Origin of the sequence: Hyphomonas chukchiensis (assembly GCF_000682695.1) — a bacterium.
Taxonomy (GTDB): Bacteria; Pseudomonadota; Alphaproteobacteria; order Caulobacterales; family Hyphomonadaceae; genus Hyphomonas; species Hyphomonas chukchiensis.
In genome coordinates, this window is the sequence record NZ_AWFG01000074.1 from 1 (window position 1) to 18,150 (window position 18,150).

The following is an 18,150-nucleotide window of genomic DNA, read 5'->3' on the forward strand; positions in this document are numbered from 1 at the left end:
CCTTGCCCATCGGGCCTCTCCTTAGGTGTCTGTCGTCCGGCCCGCCGGACAGGGTTTCATATTGATTTGGCAGGCGGACTGCCCGTTAAACGCGCCTCATACCCATGTGTGACGCGGGTTTCAAGCAGGCAATTGTATCCTGGCTGCCAAGATGGGCGCGACTTGCCTACCTGCCCCAAGGCCGGATATGCCAAAGCTCAACTTCGCCACTGAGGGCCTCAACATGGATATTGACCTGTCTGCTCATCGCGACCGCTTACGCAATCGCTCCCTTGGCGCCATCGCTGCAAGTCGCGCAGGCCAGGCAACGCTGACGGCTGCGGGCTGGCGGATCGATATGGCCCGGCAATATCTGGATCCGGAATCAGAGGCGGCATTGCTTGCGTTCGGCGAGACCTGCGCCCTCGAAACTGCCTCATCCGACCTCTTCAGTGGCGCCATCGTGAACCCATCGGAAGGCCGCCCTGCACTGCACTGGGCCCTGCGCGCGGGTTCGCCACTTGAGGGCGAAGCCGAAACCGTACGCCAGAGTATCCAGCCGGCCCTGCAATTCGCCCGCGACCAGCGGTCCGGCAAAGTGACGACGTCAGGCGGCGCGCCATTCACGGCCGTCGTCCATATCGGCATTGGCGGTTCTGACTTCGGCCCCCGCCTGATCGCTGACGCCTTCGAAGACCTTGCCCCCGCAGGCATCGACCTTCGCTTTTGCGCCAATGTTGACCCACTGGATCTGGATCGGGCCCTGACAGGGCTCGACCCAAAATCCACGCTTGTGATTGGCGTCTCCAAATCATTCGGCACCGAAGAGACACTCTACAACCTCGATCGCGCCCGCAAATGGCTCGAACGTGCCCTTGGCGACGATGCCGCGCATCATCTTGGGCTGGTCACGGCCGCACCGGAAAAGGCCAAGGCCTGGCTCAATGGGCGTGATGCGCATGTCTTTGACATGCCACTTTCCGTCGGTGGCCGCTTCTCGCTCTGGTCCGCCGCTTCGCTCGCCTGCATGATCTATCTCGGCGCCGATTTGTTCGAGCGAATTCTTGCCGGCGCCGCCGCGATGGATGCCCACACGCGCGACACACCACCGGCGAAAAACGTGCCGATGCGCCTCGCGCTTCTGGACTACTGGAACACGTCGATCCTGGGCGACAAGATGCGGGTCGTCCTCGCCTATGCCAACCGGCTGCGCATGCTGCCGACCTACCTGCAGCAGCTCGAAATGGAATCGAACGGCAAGAGCGTCGGTCCGGACGGCGAGGCCATTGCGGTGGCGACTGCTCCGGCACTCTGGGGTGGCGAAGGTTCGGTCGGCCAGCACTCCTACCACCAATGGCTCCATCAGGGGTCTCAGGCTGTGCCATGCGAGTTCATTCTTGCACCCGATGCAGGTCGCGACTCAGCCGGTCTTGCGGCGCTAACGGCCCACGCTCTGGCCCAGGCCGAGGTGCTCGCCAACGGCCGTTCGCTTGAAGAGGTCAAGAAGGAAGAACCCGGTCTGACCGACGCCGTCGCAAGGCAGAAGGTCCATGCAGGCGGGCGCGCATCGACATTCATGACCCATTCTGCATTCGGGCCTGAAGCGTTCGGCGCGCTCGTCGCCATGTACGAGCACCGCACCTATTTTGCCGGCAAGCTCTGGGGGCTAAACCCGTTCGATCAGTGGGGCGTCGAACGCGGCAAGACCATGGCCGGTCGCCTGAAGCCTGCGCTTACCGGTGATGCCTCGGCGGATGACCCGGTCACAGCGTCCCTGATTGCCGCGCTGCGTTAGTCGATGCCGATTGCCCGCATCCTGCGCGAAACGGCAATCGGCGAGACACGCTGGGTCGCATTCGATACGACAGCACGACCCGTAGCGCTTCATCTTGAGCGGTTAAGTGACCGGCAGAGGCGGGCCTATCTTGGTGACACGCTCGACGCACGCCTTCGGGCCATTCAGCCGCGTCAGGGTGGCGGCTTCGTGGAACTGCTTTCCGGCGAGAATGTGTTCATGCGGCTTGATGAAGGACATGGGCTTACGGAAGGCCAGAACCTGCACGTTGAAGTGGTCGCCGAAGCGCGACGCGACAAGCTTGCTCGCGTCATGAAGGCAGCAACTAACGCCACCCAAAACCAAGATCGCGACACGCGATGGCGTATGGCGCTGCCCGGCGCGGGTTCTGTGTCCGTCGAGGACGTTTCCATTGGCGACGGAGAAATTACGGCCGCATGGGATGAGGCCTTGTCCGGTTCGGTAACGCTTCCGGCCGGCGGGACGCTGCATATCCAGCCCACGAACGCCCTCGTGGCTGTCGATCTGGACACCTCCGGCCGCAATGATCCGGGGCGCGCTGCGGCCCGAGCGCTGCGCATCAACACTGAGGCAGCGCAGGAGCTCGCCCGGCAAGCCAGTCTGCGGAACCTCGGCGGCGCCATGGTTCTGGATTGCGTCTCACCCATAAATCGCGAAAGCGGCATCAAGGTCCGCGATGCTTTCCTGTCTGCTTTCAAGGCCTTGTCTCACCGTAAGGTACGCGCGCTCGCTCCCTCGGCGTTCGGTCTCATGGAAGCATCCGTCGCTTGGGGCGCAGCGCCGCTGGCCGACAGGCTGATGACGCCAGACGGCGAACCCACAGACGAAACGCTCTGTCTGGAGAGCCTGCGCCAGCTCCAGCGCGAAGCCGTAGCCCAGCCCATGGCACGCCTGACCCTTTCCCTGCCTCGGCGTGCTTTTGAGTGGATGACAGCAAGTCGACTGGACCTGCAGGCGCAACTCAATGAAACATTCGGCGCCCGCCTGACCGTTTTACCGTACGACCATTCCAAACCGGACATTTTCCAGACATGAGCAAACCGATCGCCCCCGAAAAACGCACCCCCAAATGCGCGCAGTGCCACAAGAAGCCGGTCTCGCCGGAATACAGGCCCTTTTGCTCCAAGCGCTGCGCCGATATCGATCTCGGGCAATGGTTGAAGGGCGGCTATGCGATCCCCGGAGCGCCGGCAGAACTCGAGGAAAACCCCCGCGACACATCGCCGTCTGAAGACATCACAGATGATGACTGAAAACACGATGGACAAGCGTGCCTGCCTTGGTTAGAACCCGCCTTCCCTGCTGGCCCGCCCGGGTAGCTCAGGGGTAGAGCAGCGGATTGAAAATCCGCGTGTCGGTGGTTCGATTCCGCCCCCGGGCACCATTTTAAAACGGCCTCGCCAGCCGGAACCCCGGAGAAAGACAGAATCCGCGTTTACACTTCGCGTCGAAGTTGGAGCGATACGCTCATGCGTTGCCGACATCGCCCAAGCCGTCTCCACAGGGTCGCAAAGCGCCTTCGATCCGTGCAACTTGCGGATTATCCCGTATTTCTTTTGATCGACGGAACTTTTGTCACACGTCACGGGTAACATGAGCGGGTTCACATGACAGACTTGAAACAATCATCACCACCTCGCCTTGTCGCCGTCTCCAATCGCACGGCCTATGGCAGTCAGACCCGCGCAGGCGGGCTTGCAGTGGCCCTCTGGGACACTCTCGCGGAATCAGGCGGCTTGTGGATCGGTTGGAGCGGCAAGATCTTCGACGTACCGCGGCGCAGGGTGCAACTTGTGGAAGAAGATGGGGTCTCATTTGCCCTCGTTGACATGTCGAAGGCAGAATATGAGGGCTTCTATCTGGGCTACGCCAACAGCGTTCTCTGGCCCGTCATGCACAACCGACTCGACCTCGCCGTCTTCGATAGCGACTATTTCGCGGCTTATGAATCCATCAATCGCCGTTTTGCCGAAGCCGTTGAAGCCCAGACAAGCGAGACGGACATTGTCTGGGTCCAAGACTACCACTTTTTCCTTCTGGCCCGGCATCTGAAGGATGGGGGCTGTAGGCGGCGCACCGGCTTCTTCTTGCACATTCCGTTTCCAGCACCGGAAGTGTTCCGGTCTATCCCAAACCATATGACTCTCGCCGAAGGCATTTGCGCCTATGATGTTGTTGGCCTTCAAAGCCCGCACGACTGCGCCAATCTCGGCCGTTACCTGCATGAGGAGATGGGTGCCGAGAAAATGGATGATGAGCGCTACCGCATCGGCGACCATGTCCTCACAATGAGACTGTGCCCGATCGGGATCGACGCGGAAGGCTTTAGCTTGAGTGCGACGAGTGAAGTGGCTGAGAAAGCGTCAAACCGTCTCTCACGCTTCCTCGGCAAGCGTAATCTCGTCATCGGCGTTGACCGGATGGACTATTCCAAAGGCCTGCCCCAGCGATTTGAAGGCATGGCGACGCTGTTTGACAAGTATCCCGACCTGCACGGCAATATCTCCTTCACGCAGATCGCGCCGCCGTCCCGCTCAGTCGTCGAGGAATATGCCCAGCTGCGACAACAGCTCGATGAATTGTCCGGGCGTATCAATGGCGATTATGGCGATCTGGACTGGATACCCATCCGCTACCTGGCTCGCGGATACGACCGCGAAGAACTGGCGGGACTTTATCGCCTGGCACGTGTCGGGCTCGTAACCCCCCTCCAGGACGGGATGAACCTGGTTGCGAAGGAGTATATCGCCGCCCAGGACCCCGATGATCCCGGTGTTCTTGTGCTCTCTCAATTTGCTGGCGCCGCCCAACAGATGACGGATGCCCTGATTATTAATCCGCATGACCGCAACGCCGTAGCCGAGGCCGTTCGGGAAGCACTCCAGATGCCATTGGATGAGCGCCAAAGGCGCTGGCGTGCCCTGTATCGAGGCATTTGCGAGCAGGATATCAACTGGTGGCGAGACCACTTTCTGGCGGCGTTTGACACATCCGGACCCGCCGACTAGTGCAGCGTATGGCTGTAACAACTGAAAGAGAATTTGCCCTGGCGTCTGATGATGCCTTGTTCCTTGATTTCGACGGGACCTTGGCCGGGCTGCAGGATGACGCGGACACCGTCAGCCTCCTTTCCGGCATGGACAAAGTGCTTGTCTCCTGTGCGGAACGTGTGGGCGGCGCACTCGCAGTCCTATCCGGCCGGGACCTCGGCGATCTTTCCAAACGCGTGCCTTCGGGATTGTGGCGTTTTGGCAATCACGGCCTGCGTCGCGCAGCACCAAACGAAACACCCGCCGGTACGATTGCCCATGCACCGGCTGACCTGGTCGCTGCGCTACAGATACTCGCGACACGGCACCCCGGCGTTCAGCTTGAGCCCAAAGGCCCCGTGCTTGCCGTTCACTATCGCGCCGCGCCAGATGTCGCGCATGAACTCGGCGAAGCATTGAATCGAGCAATCGAACCGTTTGCTGATTATTCGCTCCAGCACGGTAAAATGGTCTACGAGGCAAAGCCGAGCGCTGCCAACAAGGGCGCATGTCTCACTGACGCAATGTCGAGCGCGCCATTTCAGGGCCGGCGGCCTGTAATGATCGGCGACGACACGACTGACGAAGACGCCTTTTCCGCCGCGCAATCATTGGGCGGCTTGGCCATCAAAGTCGGCGAAGGCCCAACCGTCGCACACCATAGGCTCACGTCTGTTGCAGACGTACACGCACTGCTCAGGGAGTTTGCATCAATATGAACGGACTGGATCTGGGAGTCGTCGGCAATGGAACAATTGCAGGCCTCGTAAACTCCGTTGGCAATTACCAATGGCTCTGCCTGCCGCGTTTTGACGGCGAGCCGGTTTTCAACAAGCTGCTCGGCGGCGGGGGCCAGTTCGACATCTGGATGGATGGCCTGGTATCGCGGTCGCAATCCTATGACACCAATACCGCCATCCTCCGCACACGTCTTGAAGCGGAAGACGGCGCAGTCATGGAAATCATCGACTTTGCTCCACGCTTCGAGACGCGCGGGCGCGTGTTCCGGCCGGCTTCCATCGTCCGGCGCTTCCACGTCGTTTCCGGCACACCGCGTATCCGCATAACACTGACGCCTGAAACCGATTGGGGTGACCGCAAGCTGCCTGCCGTGCGCGGAGTCAATCATATCCGCTTCAATGATGGCGAACTGGCTTTCCGCGTCACCACAGATGCGCCAGTTTCCTATGTTCTCTCCGGGACCAGCTTCCTGCTTGAGCAGGACGTTTCCTTCATCCTCGGCGCAGACGAGTCACTGACGGATACTGTCGATGTCATCACGCTCGACTGGGAAGAGCGCACCCGCCAATACTGGACGAAATGGGCGCGCAGCCTTGCCGTCCCTTATGAATGGCAGGAGGCAGCGATCCGCGCCGCCATCACACTGAAACTCTGCGTCTTCGAAGAGACGGGCGGCATCGTGGCCGCCCTCACGACATCCATCCCTGAGCACGAGGGATCCGAGCGCAATTGGGACTACCGCTTCTGCTGGATCCGGGACGCTTATTTTACTGTGACGGCGCTGAACCGCTTGTCCGCCATGGGCACACTGGAACACTATATGCGCTGGGTCCGCAATATCGTGGCCCAGTCCAAAGGCGGGCATATCCAGCCCGTCTATGGCATTGGCCTGGAATCCGATCTGACCGAAGAATATGCAACCCATCTGCCAGGCTTCCGCCACACGGGCCCAGTCCGGCGCGGCAACCAGGCGGCCGAGCACATCCAGCACGACGTCTACGGCCAGGTCGTCCTCGGCGTCTCGCAATCCTTCTTCGACAGCCGTCTTATCTCAAGGCCCGGCATTGCCGAGTTCCGCCAGCTGGAGCCCGTCGGCGAACGGGCCTTCGCCGTTCATGACACACCAGATGCCGGCATCTGGGAATTCCGCACTATCGCGGAAGTTCACACATCCTCGGCCATCATGTGCTGGGCGGCCTGTGACCGCCTGTCCAAAATCGCCGCGCATCTCGGCTTGCCTGACAGGGCAACTTATTGGTCGGAACGCGCCGCCATCATCCACAAGACGATCCTGGAGAAAGCCTGGAACCCCAAGGTCGGCGCCTTCACAGCCTCGTTCGGCGGCGATACGCTTGATGCGTCCGTCCTACTGATGGCCGAGATCGGTTTCGTACCAGCGAGCGACGAGCGCTATGTCGCCACCGTCGACGCGATCGACAGCACGCTCCGCGAAGGCAATCATGTCTACCGCTACAAGACCGAGGATGATTTCGGCCGTCCCAAGACCGCCTTCACGGCCTGCACGTTCTGGCACATCGATGCGCTCTATCGCGTCGGACGTGTCGAAGAGTCACGCGAAATGTTCGAGTCGGTCTTGTCGAGCCGCAATCATGTCGGCCTTCTCTCGGAAGACTTCGACCCGTCGACGGGCGATCTCTGGGGCAACTTCCCCCAGACTTATTGCATGGTCGGCATCATCAATTCAGCCGCCCTGCTCAGCAAGCCGTGGTCAGAGGTGATCTAGGTCAGGCGGCAACATCCCCTTGGCCTGACCGGCCAGCCGATGCATCCAGCACGCCCGGCCTGTCCCACAGTCCCTCGGGCCGGATCATCACCATCGGGTCCTCATCCGCCGAAAGGGCTTGCGGGTGGTGCGGCACGACTATCTCGATCTCGATATATTCATAATCCGAGAACCAGAAACGCGGCCGGCCAGGCACCATCCGGCACTTGAAAGTGCGTGACCAGACCGGCCAGAGCCGTGCCTGTATCTGGGCGATCATCCTCGTATAGCCCTTGCGGGCCGCCAGTTCGAACGCCTCTGCCAGCATCACCTGCAGCGCGGGCCGACCGCGCTGGCTGCGCAACAGCACCACACGTTCAAGCTTTGCAAACCCGGCGAACCAGCGCATCCGCAATGTGCCCACCGCCTGCGTTCCATCGAACACAAGGAAATGGGTGGCGCAGAGATCGTTGCCGTCGAACTCCTCTTCATAGGGGCAGTCCTGCTCCGACATGAAAACAGCCGCCCGGATGGCCGCCATCTTCTGATAGTCTTCCAGCGTTCTGACAGGTCGCGCGGAATACCGCTCGAAGGCGCCTTCCGGCACGCGTCGGCAGAGAACTTGCTCACCTATGACTGGGCGCCCTGTCATGCTGCGGCCCACCGCGACTGGTCCAGCGCTTCCTGAACATACAAATCCGGCAACCCACCCTCGAAGGGCTTGAAGCCGAGACTGTCCATCGAGCGCCGACCGTCTTCGGTGGCGCCGCGCGCGAAGCATGGATAGGCGCTGAAGAGTTCTACCCGCAGAACAGCGGCTGCGGTCATCACCTTCCGACGTGCGTACCGGTTCGCGCCCGCATACACACCGATGTAAAAGGCCGAACATCCCTGTCCGTCAGCACACAGATGCGCCGGATCGGGCGAGGCTGGCGCATATGTGCCGTTTCGCACGGCCGATTCGCCAGCTGCCGTCAGTGGCAATGACAGGAAGATTCCATCCACCGGATCACCCGTCACCCAGGCTGTCATACCGGTGATCCTGTCCATCTCGGCGATCGCTTCGGGCGTTGCCAGTTTGGATTGCATCAGCGACTCAGCCACCGCAACACCTTGTTCCAGTTCGGAAAATGTCCCGCGCCGAAACCCAAATCCCGCCGCCTTTTCTACCACCTGGTGAAGGTCGATCACCCCGTTCCCTGAAATACCATTTGTGATTGTGTTCATGTCTATTTACCACTACAAGCGTACTTGTGTGATGCCACAGGCATTGCCGCGTGGCTTTACCAACTGGTGAAACGGGGACTTACACCCGTGAAAGGGGACACACGCGTGCTCGCGGAGACATTTGACTGGGACAGGATCCGTATCTTCCGCACTGTGGCGGAACTCGGCAGCATGTCCGCCGCTGCCGAACGGCTCGGCGGTTCCGTTCCAACGATCAGTCGCCGTATCACCGAACTCGAAGCCGCTTTGCGCACAGAGCTGCTCAAACGCTCCACGCGCGGTGTGGACCTGACAGCGGCGGGCGAGATGCTGCTACGCCATGCCAATGTCATGGCAGATATTGTTTCGGCTGCGCACAGTGATGTTTCCGACAGTGATGCCCCGGACACCGGCCCGGTGCACCTTGTTACTGGCGACGGTATTGGCCCCTACTGGCTAGCCCCTCGCCTGCCGGATTTTCACGCTGCACATCCAGGAATTGAACTCACATTAACGGTTTCAGAGGCCAGCCCCGACCTCCTCAATAACGAAGCTGACATCACGCTCCAGTTCCATCGTCCCTCGCGAAGCGAGCTGATCGGCAGACGCATGGGCGTTGTGCATTACCTCTGCTTTGCCACGGCGCCCTATCTGGAGCGCCATGGCCACCCGGCCACACTTATGGACTTCCATGGCCATCGCTGCCTGCTGCACGAAGGCTATATCAACCAGTCAGAGCGTTGGGCGAATGGCATTTACCTTGCGCGCCAGCTCATGTCTTTTGCGCTCGTCACGAACTCGGCGGCCGCCATGATTGCGCTATGCCTCGCAGATGGCGGCATCGCGATACTGCCGTCGTATATTGGCGCCGCCTACCCCCAGCTCGTTCCCCTCGCCTTGCCCGAAGTCGCCTCAATCCAGTTCTGGATGACCTATACGGAGCGTATCCGCCGCCTCGAGCGCGGACAGGCCGTCATTGACTGGCTGAAGACCTCGCTTGATCCACGCCAAGCCCACTGGTTCCGCGAAACCCTGATCCGACCCGACGCGACTGACCCAAACGCCTAGTGCGCGAGGTAGCCAATCAGGCCGTTTCCAACCAGCCCTGCAGGCGCGCAGCATCCATCCGGCACTGTTCCGGGCTGCCAAAAAGCTGCCTGTTTACCGCAATCCGCTTGAACCAGTAATGTAGACCGACAAGATCGGTAAAGCCCATCCCGCCGTGCACTTCCGTTGACGTGCGCGCGATGAACGTGCCCGCCTCGGCGAGATGCGACTTCGCCAGCGTCGCCATCACCAGCCCCTCGGGTTCACCCGTATCCAGCGCGTGCGCCGCATGCCAGATCAGCGCGCGCGATGGCTCCAGCCTTGCTGCCATCTCCGCACACATATGCTTGACCGCCTGGAATGACCCGATCACGCGGCCAAATTGCTGGCGCTCAGCCGCATAGGCCACAGCCTTGTCGATCATGGCCTGCGCCGCGCCCAGCGTATCGGCGGCCGTGAGAAGGCGCGCAACCGCCAGCACCTCATCGTCTGGCTGCAACGACAGCTCGCTTTTTTCGCCGGCAAACCTGACTTCAGAGAATACCCGTGTCCGGTCTATTGTCTGCATGGCAACATTATCCGGTGTTTCGGCAATGTGCAGACCACCGTTCTCATCCGCTACAAGCATGTGCGTCGACTCGGCTGCAGAGAGCGCAAGCAGTGACGTGCCGGTCAGCCTGCCCGTCTCAACCGTCACACCGGCACCATCACGGCGCGATGAAAGTTCGGTCAGCGCCAGTCCTATCCGCATCTCGCCAGACACAATCGCAGGCAGGTGCGCCTCACCGCCATGCCGCAGCGCATGAGCCGTCACAGTGGTCGCCATGAACCGGCTCGGGGCGATGGCATAACCGAGTGCCTCCTGCACAAGGCAGGCATCCAGCAGACCAAGGCCCAATCCACCATGATCTTCGGCCACATGCAGGCCCGACAGCCCAAAGTCATCCAGACCTGTTACGAGTGCGTCGGCCGCCGCCTTGTCACCTGTCGCAATCTTGCGGATCGTGTCGAGCGGCGCCGCATCCTTGAGGAAACCGCTCAGGCTGTCCTGCAACATGCGTTGGTCTTCTGAGAGTGCAAATTCCATCAGTCTTCTCCTCTCAGGCCTTGGCCAGCTTGGGTTCGCGCGGCAGGCCAAGGCCCCGCTCCGCAATTATGTTCTTCTGGATCTGGGCCGTGCCGCCGCCAATGATAAGCCCGAGGTCGTACATGTAGCGAGATTGCCACGAACCGTCGGCACGCAGGTGTTCGCCCGTTTCGTACATGACGCCCAATTCGCCAAGCGCATCGATCGCGAGGCGCGCGATCTCGTGGTTCAGGTCACACCCCATCAGCTTTACGACCAATCCGGCGAGCCCAGCGCTCTCCTTTTTCAGGTTATGCGTCGTGATGCGCAGGCCATTCGCCTGCATCGCATAGACCTCGCCATGGAGCTTCAGCAACCGGTCACGCAGCAGCGGGTTGTCGATCAACCGCTCGCCGTTCACACGCTCGGTCTTCATCAACTCGACCAATTCCACCAGCCGCGCCTTTGTCGCGTTCGGATCGCCCAGCATGCCGCGCTCATGCGTCAGCGTGGCGTTGGCCACCTGCCAGCCCTTGTTCTCAGCAAACACGATGCCGCTCTTCGGCACGCGTACATCCGTGAAGAACACTTCATTGAAATTCGCCGTGCCTGTCATGTCGACCAGCGGGCGAACCTCGATACCCGGCGTATCCATCGAGAACAGTATGTAAGAGATGCCCTCATGCTTCTTGGCGCTCGGATCCGTCCGCACGAGACAAAAGATCATGTCCGCCTGCTTGGCGGTCGACGTCCATATCTTGCTGCCATTGATGATGTAATCGTCGCCATCGCTCACCGCTGCCGTGCGCAGCGCAGCAAGGTCTGATCCCGCGCCCGGTTCGGAATAGCCCTGGCACCAGATCATCTCGCCATAGAGGGTTGGCCGGATATAGGCAGCTTTCTGTTCCGGCGTGCCGAGTTCAAGCAACGTCGGCACAAGCATGGAAATGCCCTGATTCGACATGGCCCGAGGCAGGCCTGTCCGGGCAAACTCTTCCGCGATAATGCGTGACTTCAGGATGTCGGGCTCAGCGCCATAGCCGCCATATTCGGTGGGGATGGTCCGCGCGGCGAGCCCATGCTCGATCAGCAGTTTCTGCCAGGCCTGCCGCTTCGCATTCTTCATGCCCCGGTCTTCCGGTGTTGGCGCCAAGTGGGCATTGGCCGCGAGCGTATCTGCCACTTGCTTGCGGAAAGCCTCGTATTCCGGGCTGAATGAAAGGTCCATTGGACATGTCTCCGTTATTTTTTGGCGACCTTGGCAGGCCTTCCCTTGGGTCCGCCAAGAGGCGCTTTGACCTTTGAAGGCATCAGACGTCTTTCCGCTTGGCAGACGCAGCGTAACCCCTCCTAGTCTGGCAAAAATCAATCTGGAGGAATGCCAAGATGTCAGTCGAATTCGAAACCAAGGGCCACCTTGCGATCATCACCCTGAACCGCCCGGACGCCCGGAACGCCATCAACGGCGTGATGGCTCAGGGCATCGAGTCCGCGCTCGACAAGTTCGAGGAAGACCCGAACCTCTGGGTCGCGATCCTGACGGCCAACGGCAAAGCCTTCTGCGCCGGTGCCGACCTGAAGGAAATAAGCGCGGGCAATGGCGCTGCGCTCAGCACGAAAAAAGGCGGCTTTGCCGGCATCGCGCGGCGCGAACGCACCAAGCCGCTCATCGCGGCAATCACAGGCAGCGCCCTCGCAGGTGGCACCGAGATTGCCCTCTCCTGTGACATGATCGTCTGTGCCGACACGACCAATTTCGGCCTGCCCGAAGTGAAGCGTTCGCTGGTCGCCGGTGCTGGTGGCCTCTTCCGCCTGCCACGCGTCATCGGAATGCCGATGGCACTGGAAGTCATTCTGACAGGCGATCCACTCTCCTCGCAGCGCGCTTACGAGCTCGGCATGGTCAATAAAGTCGTCCCGGAAGCTGACGTCATCGCCGAAGCCACATCGCTCGCCGACCGTATCATGGCCAACGCCCCGCTCGCCGTTCAGGCCAGCCGCACCGTCACCGTGGATGCCCTCAAGAAAGGCGACGACGAGCTCTGGAAAGCCAGCGGCACGGCCTTCGCGGGTCTCGTCACCACGGAAGACTTCAAGGAAGGCCCACGCGCCTTCATCGAGAAACGCGCGCCGGTCTGGAAAGGCAAATAGCCTAGTCCTCGCGAACGACACGTGCCTTTCCGCGGCCGATGGCCAGCGCTTTTATCGCGCCGCGGAAAGTCTGCACCTCCTGCTCCGTCCAGTCGGCACGGATTAGCGCTGACCGGAGATTGTCCTTCATCAGCGGCGTCTTTTCCGGCGGGAAGAAATAACCGGCCCGCTCAAGCTCAGCCTCGAAATGCTCGAACATCCGGAACACATCATCGCGCGTCGACGGGTTTGCATCTGACGTCGACGGCATCTCAATGGGTTTGACTTGGCTTTGAGACGGGAAGTTTGACGGGTTTTCCGCTGCGTTAAGTTTGCCCCATTCATGCACGAACACGCAAACGGCCTGCGCCAGGTTCAGGCTCTTGAAGTCAGGATCGACCGGATAGGTCATCAAAAGGTCCGACAAGGCCACCGCTTCATTAGGCAAACCGGCCTTCTCGCCCCCGAACATGATCGCAGCAACGCCCTTCCCGCCACCCGCCGTGCGCGCGAAAGCAGCCTCGGCCGCGCCCACAGCATCCGTCACCCGTTTTTCGATCCCGCGCAGCCGGGCAGTCGCCGCAATGAGATAAGTTACGCCCTCCAGCGCATCCTGCAGTGTTTCATGGACATTGACGATCACACCCGCGTCAAAAGCCCCTGCCGACATCGTGTCTGCCGCCGGATTGGGCCACCCGTCGCGCGGGCTGACAAGCCGTAGATCTATTAGCCCGAAATTGCGCATAACGCGGGCGGCTGCGCCAATGTTTTCACCAAGTTGCGGCGAATGGAGGATGACGCATGGTCTGCGCTGATCTGACATGTAGGAACCTGTTTTGACGCGGCGACCCGCTCTGCTATAGGCCACTCCAATAGCTTCAACCGCAAGGATTTCAAAACATGGCGAAGATCAAGGTCAAGAACCCGATTGTCGAGATGGACGGGGACGAAATGACCCGCATCATCTGGCAGCTCATCAAGGACAAGCTGATCCACCCCTACCTGGATATCGACCTGAAGTATTACGACCTCTCGATCCAGAAGCGCGATGAGACCGACGACCAGATCACCGTCGATGCTGCAGAAGCCACCAAGAAATACGGTGTCGCCGTCAAATGCGCCACAATCACGCCAGACGAGCAGCGCGTCGAAGAATTCAAGCTGAAGAAAATGTGGAAGTCGCCTAACGGCACGATCCGCAACATCCTTGGCGGCGTCGTCTTCCGCGAGCCTATCGTCATCTCGAACGTTCCCCGCCTTGTTCCCGGCTGGACCAAGCCTGTCGTCATCGGCCGTCATGCCTTCGGCGACCAGTACAAGGCGACAGACTTCCTTGTTCCCGGCAAAGGCAAGCTGACCATGAAATGGGAAGCCTCTGATGGTTCCGACTCCAAGGAATACGAAGTGTTCGACTTCCCATCGGCCGGTATCGCGATGGGCATGTACAACCTCGACGATTCCATCCGTGATTTCGCCCGCGCCAGCTTCAACTATGGCCTGCAGCGCAAATGGCCGGTCTACCTCTCGACCAAGAACACCATCCTGAAGGCCTATGACGGCCGCTTCAAGGACCTGTTCCAGGAAGTGTTCGACGCGGAATTCGCTGACAAGTTCAAGGAATTCGGTGGCACTTACGAGCACCGCCTGATCGACGACATGGTTGCTGCCGCGATGAAGTGGTCCGGTGGTTACGTCTGGGCCTGTAAGAACTATGACGGCGACGTCCAGTCCGACACGGTCGCCCAAGGCTACGGTTCGCTCGGCCTGATGACCTCGGTGCTCATGACGCCAGATGGCAACACGGTCGAAGCCGAAGCTGCCCACGGCACGGTTACGCGTCACTATCGCAACCACCAGAAGGGCGAAGCCACGTCGACGAACTCGATCGCTTCGATCTACGCCTGGACGCAAGGCCTCAGCCACCGCGGTCGCATGGATGGCACGCCGGAAGTCAGCAAGTTCGCCGCAACGCTGGAATCAGTAATCGTGAAGACGGTCGAAGCCGGCGACATGACCAAGGACCTCGCGCTCCTCGTCGGCCCGGACCAGGAATGGCTCACGACCGAAGGGTTCATTGAGAAGGTCGCTCAGAACCTCGAAGCCGAGATGTCCAAGGCCTAAGGCCCGCGCTTCGAAGTTCAACAATCAAAAGCCCCGGTACCGTAAGGCGCCGGGGCTTTTTTTAATCGCGCCATGAGGGTGCCCGGCTCAGACCACGCCGCCAATCAGGTGGCCGATGCCGGCCGTAATCGCCATCGCCAAAGCGCCCCAGAACGTAACCCGGATAGTTGGACGCAGCATAGCGGCGCCCCCCGTCCGCGCGCCTATGGCGCCAAGAAGCGCCAGGAAGCCAAGCGAGGCGACAGCCTCGACCCAGATCAGGCTGGTCACCGGAACGAGCCAGACGAGTGCCAGAGGCAAAGCCGCGCCAACAGTAAACGAAACAGCGGACGACAATGCCGCCTGGACGGGCTTGGCCGCCGTAAGGTCCGTAATGCCGAGTTCGTCACGCGCATGGGCCTCCAGGGCATTGTGCGCCATCAGTTGCCGGGCAACCTCTTTCGCCGTTTCCGGTGTCAGTCCGCGATCCACATAGATGCCAGCCAGCTCGGCATGTTCAGCCACTGGCCCCTCTTTCAGTTCCTTGCGTTCGCGTGCGAGATCGGCCTGCTCAGCGTCGGACTGCGAACTCACCGATACATACTCACCGGCCGCCATCGACATCGCTCCGGCCACCAGCGCGGCAACGCCGGCAATCAGGATTTCCCCCTGCGCCGCTGATGCCGACGCGACGCCGATGATGAGACTTGCCGTCGACACGATTCCGTCATTGGCGCCGAGCACAGCCGCGCGCATCCAGCCGATGCGTGAAACGAGGTGGCGTTCAACATGATGATGGGATCGGGCCATGACTATCCTGTGCCGCTAGCGGCGTTTTGCAAACATAGACCTTATAGGTTGCTATTCGACGGAAACACCTAGTGATTCTACGGTACTGACCGTCAGGTAGCCGACGGGCAGTCCATTCGCGCGCTGATAGGCTTCCATGGCCTTCAGCGTCGCCGGCCCGAAATCGCCATCAGCTGGCACCGCGTAGCCCTTGGCCGTGAGCGCTTTCTGCACTTCAGCAATCTTGGCGGCCGATGCGTTCGTGTCGCACAGCACTTCGCGCCATTCGACACTTCCGCCGCCTGTTACGACCCGTTTCTCAACGGTCCTGTAGCTGGCCGGTATGACCATCGTCTGCTCCTGCGCGGGCGCAACGAGCTTCTGCAGCGTCAGTGTCTCGTAGACAGCAGGCACGGCCTCTTCGACGACGCGTGCGGGCGTTTTCACCAGCTGCTTTGTAACCGTCCTGTATTTTGCCGGAATGATCTTCGTTTCAGTGCGCTCGGGCTTGATGAGCCGGGTACGCTTCACCTCGTCATATTGTGCTGGTACTTCCACACGGCAAAGCAGCTCCCCTGTGGACACAACCGTGCCGGCATCAGCGCTGGCGGCCGTCACATTGCGCCCATAGAGGCCTGCGCCTGGCTTCCAGGTTGTATAGGCTGGCCTGATCAGCACTTTCTCGGAATAAGTCTCGTATTCTGCCGGGATCACGACCGTTTCCATCCGCTCAGGCGATTCAAGCACCTGCTCGGTCTGCGTCTCATATTCCGTGGGAATAACAGTGTAGGCCGTGGTGGCCTCCTTCACCATGACCTCCTTCGTATAGGTCTCATAGACTGCCGGGATGACCTTGATCTCCGTCCGCTCCGGCGCATCCAGCACCTGTTCGGTGACAACTTCGGTCGTCTCGGGCATCAATACGCGGGCAAAGCACGAACCTGTGTCCGATGTCGGCGGATAGTCAGCGCTACCCTGCGCGCTCGCAATGCCGACTAGCGTCATGGCCAAGGCCGTGATCAACAGCAGTCTCTTCATCGTCGTTCCCCTTGGCTGCATTCAGCAACCCCACCTGCCTGAATGGTCCTGAATGCCGTTTTAACCTAGCCTGAGCGTAGCGGCCAGCCTGTTCAGTCAAGGCGCGAACCGAAGGTCTGCGGCGCGCCGACACTGGCAATCGGGCGATTCCGGGGTATACGGGCCTCACAAGCAGAGAGGCGCCCCATGATTCCGCGTTATACCCGTCCCGAAATGGCCGAAATATGGTCTCCCGAAACACGTTTCGGCATCTGGCTCGAGATCGAAACCCTCGCAGCTGAGGCCATGGAAAACCTCGGGATCATCCCGGAAGGCGTTACGAAAGCCGTTCGCGAGCGAGGCGCCTTCGAAGTCGACCGCATCGATGCCATTGAGCGCGAAGTGAAACACGACGTTATCGCCTTCCTCACGAATGTGGCCGAACATGTCGGCGAGGAAGCGCGCTTCCTGCATAAGGGCATGACGTCGTCCGACGTGCTGGACACCTGCCTCAACGTCCAGATGGTGCGCGCCGCAGACCTGCTGCTCGGCGGCCTCGACCGCGTCCTGAAGGCCCTCGAAACACGCGCCCGCGAGCACAAGTTCACACCCACTATTGGCCGCAGCCACGGTATTCATGCCGAGCCAACCACGTTCGGCGTCAAGCTCGCCACCTTCTATGCCGAGTTCAAGCGCGCCCGCGCCCGGATGGAACTCGCCCGAGAGGAAATTGCGACCTGCGCCATTTCAGGTGCTGTCGGCACCTTCGCCAATATCGACCCGCAGATCGAAGCGCATGTCGCTGCAAAACTCGGCCTCGTCATCGAGCCGGTTTCGACGCAGGTCATTCCACGGGACCGCCACGCAATGTATTTCGCCACGCTCGGTGTGATCGCATCATCCGTCGAGCGCCTTGCCACCGAAGTGCGCCACCTGCAGCGCACCGAAGTTCTGGAAGCCGAAGAGTTCTTCTCGCCTGGCCAGAAGGGCTCGTCGGCGATGCCACACAAGCGCAACCCGGTCCTGACCGAAAACCTGACAGGCCTCGCCCGTCTTGTCCGCTCTGCGGTGACGCCGGCCCTCGAAAACGTCGCCCTCTGGCACGAGCGCGACATCTCGCACTCTTCTGTCGAGCGCGGCATCGGACCGGATGCAACGATCCATCTGGACTTCGCCCTCCATCGCCTCGCTGGTGTCGTCGAGAACCTGGTCGTCTATCCGGAAAACATGATGCGCACGATCGACAGCATGGGCGGGCTGCACAACTCGCAACGCATCCTGCTTGCCCTTGTCGAACATGGCGTCAGCCGCGAGGACTCCTACACGCTCGTCCAACGCAACGCGATGCGCACATGGCGCGGCGAAGGCAATCTGCTGGACCTGCTCAAGACAGATCCGGACGTCAAAGCCAAATTGACAGATGAAGAGCTCGAAGCCCTGTTTGATCTCGAATATCACTTCAAGCACGTCGACACGATCTTCGAACGCGTCTTCGGCGCCGCATAGA

The 18,150-nt window shown here is 60.6% G+C and carries 17 protein-coding genes and 1 tRNA gene; 11 read left to right on the forward strand and 7 right to left on the reverse strand.

The genetic code is table 11. The features are described from left to right. The first annotated feature begins 187 nt into the window (after nt 1-187). From pgi to HY30_RS16600, 7 genes are all read left to right on the forward strand, one after another. Nucleotides 188-1,774 (forward strand): glucose-6-phosphate isomerase, encoded by a 1,587-nt coding sequence (gene pgi / locus HY30_RS16570; RefSeq protein ID WP_034743463.1) that lies wholly within the window; start codon nt 188-190, stop codon nt 1,772-1,774. 3 nt (nt 1,775-1,777) lie between these two features. Further along, nucleotides 1,778-2,830: a ribonuclease E/G gene (locus HY30_RS16575; RefSeq protein WP_034743467.1), complete on the forward strand. Its 1,053-nt coding sequence runs from the start codon at nt 1,778-1,780 to the stop codon at nt 2,828-2,830. After that, complete coding sequence (locus tag HY30_RS16580; RefSeq protein WP_051615601.1) at nt 2,827-3,048, forward strand: DNA gyrase inhibitor YacG; 222 nt, start codon at nt 2,827-2,829, stop codon at nt 3,046-3,048. Before HY30_RS16575 ends, HY30_RS16580 begins: the two co-directional genes overlap by 4 nt. Nucleotides 3,049-3,104: 56 nt before the next feature. Further along, nucleotides 3,105-3,179 (forward strand) — tRNA-Phe (locus HY30_RS16585). 223 nt (nt 3,180-3,402) lie between these two features. Further along, the gene (locus tag HY30_RS16590) at nt 3,403-4,803 is read left to right on the forward strand and encodes an alpha,alpha-trehalose-phosphate synthase (UDP-forming) (RefSeq protein ID WP_034743470.1); all 1,401 of its coding nucleotides are present in this window, start codon (nt 3,403-3,405) and stop codon (nt 4,801-4,803) included. Between the two features lie 8 nt (nt 4,804-4,811). Beyond that, complete coding sequence (gene otsB, locus HY30_RS16595) at nt 4,812-5,543, forward strand: trehalose-phosphatase (RefSeq protein WP_051615602.1); 732 nt, start codon at nt 4,812-4,814, stop codon at nt 5,541-5,543. Beyond that, nucleotides 5,540-7,309: a glycoside hydrolase family 15 protein gene (locus HY30_RS16600; protein WP_034743473.1), complete on the forward strand. Its 1,770-nt coding sequence runs from the start codon at nt 5,540-5,542 to the stop codon at nt 7,307-7,309. The genes otsB and HY30_RS16600 overlap by 4 nt, the downstream gene beginning before the upstream one ends. Before the next feature lies 1 nt (nt 7,310). Here HY30_RS16600 and HY30_RS16605 read toward each other — a convergent pair whose 3' ends face one another. Beyond that, complete coding sequence (locus tag HY30_RS16605; protein WP_051615604.1) at nt 7,311-7,940, reverse strand: GNAT family N-acetyltransferase; 630 nt, start codon at nt 7,938-7,940, stop codon at nt 7,311-7,313. After that, on the reverse strand, nt 7,937-8,515 hold the full coding sequence (locus HY30_RS16610) for a hypothetical protein (RefSeq protein WP_155839391.1): 579 nt from the start codon (nt 8,513-8,515) through the stop codon (nt 7,937-7,939). The genes HY30_RS16605 and HY30_RS16610 overlap by 4 nt, the downstream gene beginning before the upstream one ends. Nucleotides 8,516-8,602: 87 nt before the next feature. Between HY30_RS16610 and HY30_RS16615 the strand changes: the two genes are divergently transcribed. Then, nucleotides 8,603-9,562 (forward strand): LysR family transcriptional regulator, encoded by a 960-nt coding sequence (locus HY30_RS16615; protein ID WP_034743480.1) that lies wholly within the window; start codon nt 8,603-8,605, stop codon nt 9,560-9,562. Between the two features lie 16 nt (nt 9,563-9,578). On the opposite strand, the gene HY30_RS16620 is transcribed toward HY30_RS16615, so the two are convergent. Together HY30_RS16620 and HY30_RS16625 are read right to left on the reverse strand one after the other, a co-directional pair. After that, a complete protein-coding gene (locus HY30_RS16620) occupies nt 9,579-10,628 on the reverse strand; it encodes an acyl-CoA dehydrogenase family protein (protein ID WP_034743482.1) in 1,050 nt (349 codons plus the stop codon). Nucleotides 10,629-10,641: 13 nt separating this feature from the next. Then, a complete protein-coding gene (locus tag HY30_RS16625; RefSeq protein ID WP_034743486.1) occupies nt 10,642-11,835 on the reverse strand; it encodes an acyl-CoA dehydrogenase family protein in 1,194 nt (397 codons plus the stop codon). A gap of 158 nt (nt 11,836-11,993) precedes the next feature. Here HY30_RS16625 and HY30_RS16630 point away from each other — a divergent pair, with 158 nt between their 5' ends. Next, a complete protein-coding gene (locus HY30_RS16630; protein ID WP_034743489.1) occupies nt 11,994-12,758 on the forward strand; it encodes a crotonase/enoyl-CoA hydratase family protein in 765 nt (254 codons plus the stop codon). Nucleotide 12,759: 1 nt separating this feature from the next. On the opposite strand, the gene HY30_RS16635 is transcribed toward HY30_RS16630, so the two are convergent. Next, nucleotides 12,760-13,560: an RNA methyltransferase gene (locus tag HY30_RS16635; protein WP_034743492.1), complete on the reverse strand. Its 801-nt coding sequence runs from the start codon at nt 13,558-13,560 to the stop codon at nt 12,760-12,762. Nucleotides 13,561-13,637: 77 nt separating this feature from the next. On the opposite strand from HY30_RS16635, the gene HY30_RS16640 reads away from it, so the two are divergent. Further along, nucleotides 13,638-14,858 carry an NADP-dependent isocitrate dehydrogenase gene (locus HY30_RS16640; protein WP_034743495.1) on the forward strand — a complete coding sequence of 407 codons (1,221 nt, stop codon included), beginning with the start codon at nt 13,638-13,640 and terminating at the stop codon, nt 14,856-14,858. A gap of 87 nt (nt 14,859-14,945) precedes the next feature. Here the strand turns inward: HY30_RS16640 and HY30_RS16645 are convergent, their stop codons facing one another. Beyond that, entirely contained in the window at nt 14,946-15,647 is a 702-nt protein-coding gene (locus tag HY30_RS16645) for a VIT1/CCC1 transporter family protein (protein WP_034743497.1), read from the reverse strand. Nucleotides 15,648-15,698: 51 nt separating this feature from the next. Then, the gene (locus HY30_RS16650; RefSeq protein WP_034743500.1) at nt 15,699-16,664 is read right to left on the reverse strand and encodes a peptidoglycan-binding domain-containing protein; all 966 of its coding nucleotides are present in this window, start codon (nt 16,662-16,664) and stop codon (nt 15,699-15,701) included. Nucleotides 16,665-16,850: 186 nt separating this feature from the next. Here HY30_RS16650 and purB point away from each other — a divergent pair, with 186 nt between their 5' ends. Continuing rightward, entirely contained in the window at nt 16,851-18,149 is a 1,299-nt protein-coding gene (gene purB, locus HY30_RS16655; protein WP_034743503.1) for an adenylosuccinate lyase, read from the forward strand. The last annotated feature ends 1 nt before the right edge of the window (nt 18,150 follow it).